The organism is Brevundimonas sp. (assembly GCF_041648615.1).
GTDB lineage: Bacteria > Pseudomonadota > Alphaproteobacteria > Caulobacterales > Caulobacteraceae > Brevundimonas.
Map to the genome: position 1 here is coordinate 1 of NZ_JBAZOS010000058.1, position 11,047 is coordinate 11,047.

Sequence of the window (11,047 nt, forward strand, 5' to 3'; positions counted from 1 at the left end):
GAATTTGCCGCCGTTGTCAGCGAACTGCCAGATCGGCAGCTTGGACAGGTCGGCGTGGTCGCGGCGCCAGGCCAGTTTGACGAACTCATTGTCGGTCGAGCCGCCCAGAACGACGGTGTCGCGGTCCTCGAAGTCCCGCGCCAGCGAGGCGAATTCGGCGATCTCGGTCGGGCAGACGAAGGTGAAGTCCTTCGGATAGAAGAAGATGACCTTCCACTTGCCCTCGAAGCTGTCCTGGGTGAGGGCCTCGAAGGCCGAGACGCCGTTTTCCTCGTGGTTGTTGAAGCCCGGCTTGACGCCGATGATCTTGAAGTCCGGCAGTTTCTGACCAACGCCCAGCATGGCTGTTCTCCTGAAGTCGCTTGAAGGAAGGAATCCGGAGCGCCGGGGGAGCGGCGCTGCACTTGCGAAATGGCTTGTGCGGTGCACAAAGTCAATGAGTGGAGACTGTATTGGTCTATAGATTTTATCTATACATCACATAGGCGCCGTCGCGGGGTCCCGGCTTTACGAAAGGGGTCGCGACCGGCAAGCTCGGCGCGCACATCAGAGAAAGACACGCGCATGCGTCGCCTGACCGCCGCCCTGTTGATCGCCGCCGCCCTTCCCGCCACCGCTGTTCCGGGCCTCGTCGCGGCCCAGACGCCGCCGGCCACGATCGGCGAGCGCTATGTGCCGGCGCCGTGGTGGATGCGCGACCCCGTCATCGCCTCGGTCGGCCATGTCCGCACCGAGGTCGCCGCCAACCGCGCCACCTTCGGCGCCACCTTCCTTTCGATCGACCGCTCGGCCGCCGACGCCTCGCGCAAGGCCGCCGATCAGGTGCGGGCGTTGAGTCAGGCCTTGGCCGCCTATGGCGTGGACAAGGTCCGGGTCGAGACAAGCCTGACGACGCGGCCCCTCTACGACCAGTATCGCGACGAGAACGGCGTCCTGCGCGACAATGCCCGCGCCGACCAGATCGAGCGCTATCAGGCCAATGCGAACGTCAGCGTCACCATCCGCGATGTTTCGGTGCTGGAGCGGGTCTATGCGACGGTGATCGCCGCCCAGCCCACCTCGGCCAGCGCGGTCTCCTTCAACCTGGAGCCGGACAACGCCACCAAGACCTGGCTGCAGGGCGAGGCTGTGAAGGATGCGGCGCGGCGGGCGCGCGAGGCCGCGTCCAACGCCGGGACGTCGCTGGGCGGGGTGCGGGTGATCGACCCGACCGGCCGGGCCTGCGAGACCGACGTGCTGGCCGGCTGGCCGTCCTATTCGTCGGGCTCCGGGCTGGCGACCGATGTCGACGAGGTCGTGGCCACCGGATCGCGGATAGAACGCCAGTATGCGCCGTCGGCTGCGCCGCCGCCGCCGCCGCCGCCCGGAGCGGCGCCGTCCGAAGCGCAGATCGACGCCGCGAGACTGGCGCTGCAGCCGCCGCTGCGCGAACTGACCGACCGGGCCTGTGTCGTCTACGAGCTGAACTGACGCAGGATGACCGATCCGTTCAAGGCCGATCCCGCGTTCGAGGCCGGCTCGACCGTCGTTTGCGATTGGCCGCTGTGCCAGGTGCGGCTGCAGGATGACGCCCGTTTTCCCTGGTTGATCCTGATCCCCCGCCGCGCGGGCCTGAGCGAACTGGAGGATCTGACGGCGGCCGACCGCGCCACCCTGATGGAGGAGGTCGTCCGGGCCGGCGAACTGGTGCGGATGCTGGGAGAGGCGGCGGGACGGCCGGTGGAGAAGCTGAACGTCGGGGCCTTGGGCAATGTGACGGCGCAGCTTCATGTGCATGTGGTCGGCCGTCGTCCCGATGACGGACTGTGGCCCGATCCGGTCTGGGGTCGCGGATCCGCTCTTCCCTGGGGCGCCGGCGCCCTGCAGGCCGCGGTGTCGCGCCTTCGCCAGGAGGCGCGCCGTTCGTCGGCGGGATAGCGCCATATCGCCGCCCGCCCTCAAGCTTCGTTGACCCCCGCCGCTCCGCTGGACTAAAGCCTGATCACTGATTTCGAGCAGCTGATTTTGCTCAGGTTTCTGAGAACCATTCGCAATATGTCGACCTCTCCCCTGCCGGGCGACGCCTCCAACGACCCGACCGACGATCAGACCGGGCGTTTCGTGGTCCAGCCCAACGGCCGCGTCCGCCCGTTGTCGCCCCATCTCCAGATCTGGCGCTGGCACATCACCATGGCGGCCTCGATCCTGAACCGGCTGACGGGCGGCGCCCTGTCGGTCGGGTCGGTGCTGATCGCCCTGTGGCTGCTGGCCCTGGCCTTCGGACCTGACGCCTATGCGACCTTCACCGGCTGGATGGGTTCGCCGCTGGGGTTGGCGGTCTGGTTCGGCCTGACCCTGGCCCTGTGCCTGCACCTGGCCGGGGGCGTGCGTCACCTGATCTGGGACGCGGCCGTGGGCCTGTCGCCCAAAACGGCGGACGCCCTGTCGTGGGGCTCCATCATCCTGGGCGTCGTCGGGGCGGTGGCGTTCTGGGCCTTCCTGTTCGCCTCGGGGAGGGTCGTGCTGTGAGCCGCGAAACCAAGGCCTTCATCAAGGGCGTCAAGGTCTCCGAGCGCCATGGCGCGGGGGAATGGACGGCGGAACGGTTGTCGTCCCTGATCCTCGTGCCCCTGACCCTCTGGGGTCTGTGGAGCGGCTTCGTCCTGTCGGGCGGCGGCTATGACGGCGCGCGCGACTGGTTCGCCTCGCCGGTCAACGCCGTGCTTCTGGCCGTGACCCTGCTGGTCAGCGTCTGGCACATGAACATGGGCCTGAAGGTCATTGTCGACGACTACATCCACAAGCCCGGCTCGCGCACCGCGTTGCTGGGCCTGATCCTCCTGCTCTGCCTCGTGATCGCGGCGGCGGGAGTCTTCTTCATCGTGCGGCTGGCGCTGGGCTCGGCGCCGCTGCCGGCCGGTTTCGGGATCTGACGACTGATGGCTGCTTATGAATTCGTCGATCACGCCTATGACGTCGTCGTCGTCGGCGCGGGCGGCTCGGGCCTTCGCGCCGCCCTCGGCGCCGCCCAGCAGGGGCTGAAGGTCGCCTGCGTCACCAAGGTCTTCCCGACCCGCTCCCACACGGTCGCGGCCCAGGGCGGCATCTCCGCCTCGCTCGGCAACATGGGCGAGGACAGCTGGCAGTGGCACATGTACGACACCGTCAAGGGGTCGGACTGGCTGGGCGACCAGGACGCCATCGAATACCTGGTCCGCAATGCGCCCAAGGCCGTCTACGAGCTCGAACACTGGGGCGTGCCCTTCTCGCGCACCGAGGAAGGCAAGATCTACCAGCGCGCCTTCGGCGGCATGACGCGCAATTTCGGCGAGGGCCCGGTGCAGCGCACCTGCGCCGCCGCTGACCGCACCGGCCACGCCATCCTGCACACCCTGTACGGCCAGTCGGTGCGCCGCGAGGTCGAGTTCTTCGTCGAATATTTCGCCCTCGACCTGATCATGCAGGACGGCGCCTGCACCGGCGTGACGGCTCTGAAGCTCGATGACGGCACCATGCACCGCTTCCGCGCCAAGCTGGTGATCCTGGCCACCGGCGGCTACGGCCGCGCCTATTTCTCGGCCACCAGCGCCCACACCTGTACCGGCGACGGCAACGCCATGGTGCTGCGCGCCGGCCTGCCGCTGCAGGACATGGAGTTCGTGCAGTTCCACCCGACCGGCATCTACGGCGCCGGCTGCCTGATCACCGAGGGCGCCCGCGGCGAGGGCGGCTATCTGACCAACTCAGAGGGCGAGCGCTTCATGGAGCGCTATGCCCCGACCGTGAAGGACCTGGCCCCGCGCGACATGGTCAGCCGCTCCATGACCATCGAGATCCGCGAAGGCCGCGGCGTGGGCCCGAACAAGGACCACATCCACCTGCACCTCGACCACCTCGACCCGGCCGTCCTGCACGAACGCCTGCCGGGTATCTCCGAGAGCGCCAAGATCTTCGCCGGCGTCGATGTCACGAAGCAGCCGATTCCGGTCCTGCCGACCGTCCACTACAACATGGGCGGCATCCCCACGAACTATCACGGCGAGGTCCTGACCAAGGTCGGCGACAACGCCGACACCGTGGTGCCCGGACTGATGGCTGTCGGCGAGGCGGCCTGCGTCTCGGTGCACGGCGCCAACCGTCTGGGCTCCAACAGCCTGACGGATCTGGTCGTCTTCGGACGCGCCGCCGGCCTGCGCTGCGGCGAGGTGGTGGACAAGGCCTCGAAGGTGCCGGACGCCCCGGCCTCGACCACCGACGGACACCTCGCCCGCCTCGACCGCTTCCGCCACGCTGACGGCTCGACTCCGACGGCGAAGCTGCGCATCGACATGCAGCGCGCCATGCAGTCCGACGCCGCCGTCTTCCGCACCGGCAAGACCCTGGAGGAGGGCGTCGCCAAGCTGCGCGCCATCCACGCCGCCGGCGACGACATCCGGACCACCGACCGCGGCCTGATCTGGAACACCGATCTGGTCGAGACCCTCGAATACGACAATCTGATCGACCAGGCCCTGGTCACCATCGAGGGCGCCCTGAACCGCACCGAGAGCCGCGGCGCCCACGCCCGCGAGGACTATCCGGACCGCAACGATGTCGAATGGATGAAACACACCCTCGCCTGGAAGGTCCCCGGGGATGCGGTGAAGATCGATTACCGGCCGGTGCATAACTATACGATGTCGAAGGACATCGATTACATCGAGCCCAAGGCACGGGTGTACTGATGGTCCAGCTGACTCTCCCCAAGGGCTCCAAACCCACCCGCGGCAAGGTCCACAAGGCCCCGGCCGGCGCGAAGAACGTCAAGACCTACAAGGTCTATCGCTATGATCCCGAGGTCGACGCCGATCCCCGCTGGGACACGTTCGAGATCTCGAGCGACGATCACGGCCCGATGCTGCTGGACGCCCTGATCCACATCAAGAACGAGATCGACCCGACCCTGACCTTCCGGCGTTCGTGCCGCGAGGGCATCTGCGGCTCGTGCTCGATGAACATCGACGGACGCAACACCCTCGCCTGCACCAAGGGCTGGGACGAGTGCTCGTCCTCGACCATCTCGATCGCGCCCCTGCCGCACCAGTCGGTGGTCAAGGATCTGGTGACGGACCTGACCCTGTTCTACGCCCAGTACGACTCGATCCAGCCCTACCTCCAGTCCGACGAGCCGGACCCGGAGAAGGAACGCATCCAGCTGCCCGAGGACCGGGCGAAACTGGATGGGCTGTACGAGTGCATCCTGTGCGCCTGCTGCTCGACCTCCTGCCCCAGCTACTGGTGGAACCAGACGGAATACCTCGGCCCCGCCGCCCTGCTGCAGTCCTACCGCTGGATCGCCGACAGCCGCGACGACGCCACGGACAAGCGCCTCGACGACCTCGAGGACCCGTTCAAGCTCTACCGCTGCCACACCATCATGAACTGCGCCCAGGTCTGCCCCAAGGGGCTGAACCCGGCCGAGGCGATCGCGAAGACCAAGAAGCTGATGGTGTCGCCGAGCCGCAAGAAGACCGAGGCGGCCTGATGATTGTTGCTCGCCCTATCGCTTCCGCTACTTGAGGGCGGATGGCGAAGATCATCTACATCGAGCACGACGGCCGTGAGCATGTCGTGGAGGTCCGGAACGGTCTCTCCGTCATGGAGGGGGCGATCCGCAACAACGTGCCCGGCATTGACGCCGACTGCGGCGGCGCCTGCGCCTGCGCCACCTGCCATGTCTATGTCGACGAGGCCTTCGCCGCCGAAACGGGCCGCGCCTCGGCCATGGAGGAGTCGATGCTGGACTTCGCCGAGAACGTTCAGCCGAACAGCCGCCTGTCCTGTCAGATCCGGGTTTCGGACGATCTGGACGGGCTGATCGTGCGCCTGCCCGAAAACCAGCACTGATCCACGCCGTGAGCCCCGCGAACCCCCGGCTGGTCGATCTCGTCGGCCGCCTGATCGCGGATGGGCCCCACGGACTGAACAGGGAACGCCCGCCGCTGATCGCCCTGGTCGGGGCCCAGGGGTCGGGCAAGACCACCCTCGCCCGCGCCGCCGCCGACCGGTTCGGCGCGGCGCAGATTTCGATCGACGATGTCTATCTGACCCGCGAAGAGCGCGAGGCGATGGCGCGCGACATCCATCCCCTGTTCGTCACGCGCGGACCGCCCGGGACGCACGATCTGGCCCTGCTGCAGGGGCTGATCGACGCCCTGTCGACGGCGCGGCCGGAAGACCGCACCCTGCTTCCCGACTTCGACAAACGCTCCGATGATCGCCGGCCGAGGTCGGAGTGGCGCGTTTTCGAGGGCCGCCCTTCGGCCATACTGGTCGACGCCTGGTGCCTGGGCGCCCTCCCGGAAGACGAGGCCGCCCTCGCGGCTCCGGTCAATGCGCTTGAGCGGGAGCGCGACCCGGAAGGGATATGGCGCCGGGCGGTCAACGCCTTCGTCGCCGGCCCGTATGCCGACTTCGCCGGCCGCTTCGACGCCGTCGTTTTTCTGAAGGCCCCCGGCTTCGATGTCGTCCTGGACTGGCGCAGCCAGCAGGAAGCGGATCTGCTGCGGGTGGCGCCCGCCGACCTTCCCGACGCCGAGCGCCGCCGTCTGGCGGACTTCGTCCAGTATTTCGAACGCATCACGCGGCGGATGCTGGAGGGCGGCGTCAAGGCCGACGTGATCGTGCCGCTGGATCGCGATCGTCGCCCCGGTTCCATGCCCGCATGACGCAGCAACCCCCTGATCGCCGCTTCGAACCCCGTCACCCCGCCAATGCGCGAGGGGTCGTCGTGGCCCCGGGGCTGGAGCTGCCTTGCGTGATCGTGGACCAGTCCGCCGGAGGCCTTCGGGTGCGGCTGGACCGCGGCTTCGCCCTGGCCGGAAGCGTGATCGTGATCGACCTCGTCCGCGGCATGGCGATCGAGTGCCAGGTGGCCTGGAGCAAGGGACTGGAGGCGGGGCTGAAACAGTCCGGCCAGACGTCGCTGCGGGGCCTGGTCCCTTCGCGCTTCGCCGCCGCGCGCGAAGCGTTCCTGAGGGCCGGAGGCTAGGCCTCAGCCGGCGCGCCGGACAGGGATTCTTCCATTTCCAGGAACGACGGCTGGGACGAGGACGGAATGTCGCCGCGACCGATCTCGACCGAGATCTGGGCCGCATTGCCGTGCAGGTGGGCGACCAGAACCGACTGGATGATCTTGTAGAAGGCCGACTCCTCGTCGACGATGGCTTTCAGTCGGGTCGCGATCGGACCGACCAGGCCATAGGCGAGGAACACGCCCAGGAAGGTGCCGACCAGGGCGCCGCCGATCATGCCGCCGAGGATTTCCGGCGGTTCGGTGATCGAGCCCATCGTCTTGATGACGCCCAGCACGGCGGCGACGATGCCGAGGGCGGGCAGGGCGTCGGCCAGGTTGGTCAGGGCGTGGGGCGCTTCCAGCGCCTCGTGGTGGTGCTTTTCCAGCTGCTTTTCCATCGCGTCCTCGATCTGATGAGGATCCTCGAGGTTCATCGTCATCATCCGCAGGGTGTCGCAGATGAAGTCCGTGGCGAAATGGTCCTTCAGCACCTTGGGGTATTTCTGGAAGATGGTGCTCTCGGCGGGCTTTTCGATGTGGCTTTCAAGGGCGATCACGCCCTTGGACTTCATCGTCTTGGTCAGCTGGAACAGCAGGGACAGCAGGTCCTTGTAGTCCTGCTTCTTCCATTTGGGACCGCCGAAGGCCTTGCCGAGACCGCCGAGCGTGGCCTTCATCGTGGTGACGCTGTTGGAGATCAGGAAGGCGGCCACGCCGGCGCCGCCGATGGCCATCATCTCGTGAGGCAGGGAGTGAAGGATCACCGCCATCTTGCCGCCGGAGATGATGTAGCTGCCGAACACGAGGCCGAAGAGCAGCACGATGCCGATAATCTGGAACATGGTGGGCGTTACGTCCTGCGCGCGAGAGACGCCGACCATCGCCATTAATGATTAAGGGGCGGTTGCGAACGGCGCTCCCTAGAGGCGCATCTCGCCGTTCAGGATCGCGGCGCGCGCCTTGTCGCTGAGCTTGGTGTAGCCGCTCTTGCCGCCGCGCACATAGAGCACGCCGTCGATCTTGTCGGGATCGAAGCCGTCGGCCACCAGATCGGTCTTCTTGTATTTGAAGGTGCCGGTGGTGTCGGCCGACTTGATCAGCCGCACGAAGGCGGGGCGGGCGTAGACGGGCAGTTCCTGATCGACCCAGTCGGCGAAGGGACGGGCGGCGAACCGGCCGTCGACGACCAGGGCCACCATGCCCGCCTTGCCCTCGTGGCCCGGCACCGGGACGCCATAGGCGATGACTTCCCTGACCCCGGGGGCGTCGGCCAGGCGCTGCTCGACCTCGGCGGTCGATACGTTCTCGCCCTTCCAGCGGTAGGTGTCGCCGATGCGGTCGATGAAATAGACATAGCCTTCGCTGTCCTGCTTCATCAGGTCGCCGGTCCGGAACCAGCGGTCGCCGCGCACGAACACGTCGCGCAGGATCTTCTTCTCGGAGGCGGCCTTGTCGGCATAGCCCGAGAAGGCGTGGCGGATGTCGTCGCCGATCATGCCCAGGGCCTCGCCGACCTCGCCCGCCTTCGCCAGCTGGCACAGGCCGTCGGGGCCGCGCACGGGTTCCCCGGTGTCCATGTCGAAGCGGACGAGGCGGAAATTGATCTGCTTTTTGAGGAAGCCGGGCACCCGGCCGATGGCGCCCGGCTTGCCGTCGAAATTGAATAGCGAGACATTGCCTTCGGTGGAGCCGTAGAATTCGAGAATGTTCGGGATGGCGAACCGCTTCTGGAACTCGTCCCAGACGTCGGGCCGCAGGCCGTTGCCGAAGGCCAGTCGCAGCTTGTGCGACCGCTCGTCCGGATGTTCGGGGCAGTTGACCAGATAGCGGCACAGCTCGCCGATATAGACGAACAGGGTCGCGCCGGTCGCCTTGACGTCCGGCCAGAAGGCCGAGGCGGAGAAGCGCTTGCGCAGCACCAGCCGGCCGCCGTTCAGCAGGGCGGGCCCGATCCCGACCAGACCGCCGGTCGAATGGTACAGGGGCAGGACGTTGAAGGTGACGTCCTTGTCGGTCGCGCCGGTGGCCCCGGCGAAGGCGCGCATATAGGTGCGGGCCCGGGCGTGGGTGATCCGCGCCGCCTTCGGCATGCCCGTGGTGCCCGAGGTGTAGATGAACATCGCCGTGTCGCGGTTGGTCAGGCCCGAGCGCGCCGAGCGCGCGGGCCGCACCGACGAGCCGCTGCGCACCGGCTTGTCGAGGCCGCGCCGCTCGTCCGCCTCGTCCTCGTCCTTGAGGCCCAGCACCCAGAGCATCAGGTTGCGGCCCGACAGGCCGCGGGCGTCCTCGACCCGTTTCCAGCAGTCCTCGTCCGTGACGACCTGGGAGGCGTTGGAAATCGACAGGCAGTGGGCCAGGGCGTGGCCGGTCAGATTGGTGTTGATCAGGGCGGTGGCGACGCCGACCTTGGAGAAGCCGAGCCAGGCCGCGATATATTCGGCGCGGTTCAGCATCACCAGGGCGACGGTGTCGCCGCGCTTGAGCCGCCGGCTCTGGGCCCAGTGGCCGAACCGGTTCGCCATGGCGTCCATCTCGCGATAGGTCAGGCTGCGGCGGTCATCCTCGACGGCGACGTGATCGGGAAATTTGTCGACGGCCTCTTCCCAGTCGTCGCAGACCAGGTCGGCGCCATCCAGGCTGATGGGCTTGATACGGTTCAGCAGGCGCCGCAGCCCCTTGGCGAAACGCATGTTGCGCTTGATGTTCGCCAAAAGACCCATCGTCGTGCCCGCTCCGTCGTCCGTCGCCCCCCTTGGTGATGAACAAGCCGCTCGTCGGGGTCAACCGGCAGGAGAATCTGACAGGCAATTCAAGAGGTCCGTACGCGGGTTTGCCGACAGGCGTGGCGCCGATGCGGCGGTGACGCAGGGTCAGCGTGCCGGATTGAGACGGAAGGCTTGAAGATTGCCGCGCGCGAAGGCTTAATCGGCGAACAGGGGTTTGCGGCGCCGGCCGCGGAGGGCCCCGGGGGGACTTGAAATCAATGCGACTTCTGATCGCCGCCACGGCCAGCGCCCTGGCCTTCGCCGGGGCCGCCGCGGCCCAAGATTACAACGCCGGACCCAACTATGGCGACATCACCCTGGCTCCGGGGTTCACGCCTGATCCGCATCTGGTCAGCCTGAGGGCCGGCGGCGACATCAGCGCGACGGGCGCCGGAAGCGGATGCTCGGGCTACATCACCCGCGCGCCGGACTTCCGGCTCAACTGGAACGGCAAGGGGTCGCTGAATCTGAAGATCTCGGTGCTGTCCAAGGCCGACACCACCCTGGTGGTCAACGGCCCGAACGGCGAGTGGTACTGCGACGATGACACCGGAGAGGACAACAATCCGCTGGTCACGCTGGGTTCGCAGGCCGGACGGTATGAAATCTGGGTCGGCACCTATTCGAGCGGCGACCCGCAGCCCGCCGTCCTGTCGATTTCAGAACTGAATAGCTTCTAGCGTCCAGGTCCAAGTATAGGGCCGGCGCAAAGCCGCACCGTTGTCGCCGCAATTGTGTCGACAACGGTGTTTCTTCGCGGCTTTATATAAATCGCGGAACCGTGATCTCGCACGGATGTTCCTGCCCCAGTCAATTGGAGGAACAGACATGTCCGTGACCTATCCCGTCGACCCGTTGAAGCCCTATGGCGACCGTGCGGAACGCAATCCGCTCGAGACGCGCGCCGACATCGACGCGCGTCTCGACGCTGAGACCCAGGAGCCCTTCGTCCCCGTCTATGCCCGTCGCGGCAAGGCCGCGCGCGGCGGGAGCAAGATCAAGACCTGGATGATTCTGGCGCCGGTCGGCGTCCTTGTCCTGGGCGGCCTCGGCGCGATGATGGCCATGAACGGCGAGGAGACCGCCGCGCCCCTGGCCGAACCCGCCGCCACCGCTCCGGTGGTCGCCGCCACGCCGCTTGTCGCCGAGGCCGCATCCGTCGCCGCCCTCAGTCCGGCGCCCGTCGTCGAGGCTCCGGCTCCGGCCCCCGTCCAGCGAGCCGCCCCGCCGGTCCGCCGCGTCGCCGCGC

General features: G+C 67.3%; 13 protein-coding genes and 1 pseudogene. 11 read left to right on the plus strand and 3 right to left on the minus strand.

The window, feature by feature from the left end:
- The coding region (locus WC555_RS14700; RefSeq protein ID WP_373254765.1) for a redoxin domain-containing protein at nucleotides 1-342 on the minus strand (342 nt) is incomplete at its 3' end.
- Between the two features lie 222 nt (nucleotides 343-564).
- Between WC555_RS14700 and WC555_RS14705 the strand changes: the two genes are divergently transcribed.
- The 9 genes from WC555_RS14705 to WC555_RS14745 all read left to right on the plus strand — a co-directional run bounded on the left by WC555_RS14705 (nucleotide 565) and on the right by WC555_RS14745 (nucleotide 7,009).
- Nucleotides 565-1,470 carry an SIMPL domain-containing protein gene (locus WC555_RS14705; protein ID WP_373254767.1) on the plus strand — a complete coding sequence of 302 codons (906 nt, stop codon included), beginning with the start codon at nucleotides 565-567 and terminating at the stop codon, nucleotides 1,468-1,470.
- Nucleotides 1,471-1,476: 6 nt separating this feature from the next.
- Nucleotides 1,477-1,917 carry an HIT domain-containing protein gene (locus WC555_RS14710; protein ID WP_373254770.1) on the plus strand — a complete coding sequence of 147 codons (441 nt, stop codon included), beginning with the start codon at nucleotides 1,477-1,479 and terminating at the stop codon, nucleotides 1,915-1,917.
- Between the two features lie 117 nt (nucleotides 1,918-2,034).
- Nucleotides 2,035-2,508: a succinate dehydrogenase, cytochrome b556 subunit gene (gene sdhC / locus WC555_RS14715; RefSeq protein ID WP_373254771.1), complete on the plus strand. Its 474-nt coding sequence runs from the start codon at nucleotides 2,035-2,037 to the stop codon at nucleotides 2,506-2,508.
- Nucleotides 2,505-2,912: a succinate dehydrogenase, hydrophobic membrane anchor protein gene (gene sdhD / locus WC555_RS14720; RefSeq protein ID WP_373254772.1), complete on the plus strand. Its 408-nt coding sequence runs from the start codon at nucleotides 2,505-2,507 to the stop codon at nucleotides 2,910-2,912. The genes sdhC and sdhD overlap by 4 nt, the downstream gene beginning before the upstream one ends.
- Before the next feature lie 6 nt (nucleotides 2,913-2,918).
- Nucleotides 2,919-4,703: a succinate dehydrogenase flavoprotein subunit gene (gene sdhA / locus WC555_RS14725; RefSeq protein ID WP_373254774.1), complete on the plus strand. Its 1,785-nt coding sequence runs from the start codon at nucleotides 2,919-2,921 to the stop codon at nucleotides 4,701-4,703.
- Nucleotides 4,703-5,503 carry a succinate dehydrogenase iron-sulfur subunit gene (locus WC555_RS14730; protein WP_373254776.1) on the plus strand — a complete coding sequence of 267 codons (801 nt, stop codon included), beginning with the start codon at nucleotides 4,703-4,705 and terminating at the stop codon, nucleotides 5,501-5,503. Before sdhA ends, WC555_RS14730 begins: the two co-directional genes overlap by 1 nt.
- 41 nt (nucleotides 5,504-5,544) lie before the next feature.
- Entirely contained in the window at nucleotides 5,545-5,865 is a 321-nt protein-coding gene (locus WC555_RS14735; RefSeq protein WP_373254778.1) for a 2Fe-2S iron-sulfur cluster-binding protein, read from the plus strand.
- Nucleotides 5,866-5,873: 8 nt separating this feature from the next.
- Nucleotides 5,874-6,686, plus strand: a complete 813-nt coding sequence (locus WC555_RS14740) for a kinase (RefSeq protein ID WP_373254781.1) — start codon at nucleotides 5,874-5,876, stop codon at nucleotides 6,684-6,686.
- Nucleotides 6,683-7,009: a PilZ domain-containing protein gene (locus tag WC555_RS14745; RefSeq protein WP_373254784.1), complete on the plus strand. Its 327-nt coding sequence runs from the start codon at nucleotides 6,683-6,685 to the stop codon at nucleotides 7,007-7,009. Before WC555_RS14740 ends, WC555_RS14745 begins: the two co-directional genes overlap by 4 nt.
- Here the strand turns inward: WC555_RS14745 and motA are convergent.
- Nucleotides 7,006-7,875: a flagellar motor stator protein MotA gene (motA, locus tag WC555_RS14750; RefSeq protein ID WP_373254787.1), complete on the minus strand. Its 870-nt coding sequence runs from the start codon at nucleotides 7,873-7,875 to the stop codon at nucleotides 7,006-7,008. The genes WC555_RS14745 and motA overlap by 4 nt on opposite strands.
- A 78-nt stretch (nucleotides 7,876-7,953) precedes the next feature.
- A complete protein-coding gene (locus WC555_RS14755) occupies nucleotides 7,954-9,753 on the minus strand; it encodes a long-chain-acyl-CoA synthetase (protein ID WP_373254789.1) in 1,800 nt (599 codons plus the stop codon).
- A gap of 263 nt (nucleotides 9,754-10,016) precedes the next feature.
- Between WC555_RS14755 and WC555_RS14760 the strand changes: the two genes are divergently transcribed.
- The gene (locus WC555_RS14760) at nucleotides 10,017-10,478 is read left to right on the plus strand and encodes a peptidase S1 (protein WP_373254791.1); all 462 of its coding nucleotides are present in this window, start codon (nucleotides 10,017-10,019) and stop codon (nucleotides 10,476-10,478) included.
- A gap of 148 nt (nucleotides 10,479-10,626) precedes the next feature.
- A pseudogene (locus WC555_RS14765) lies at nucleotides 10,627-11,047 on the plus strand (hypothetical protein); the annotation flags it as partial.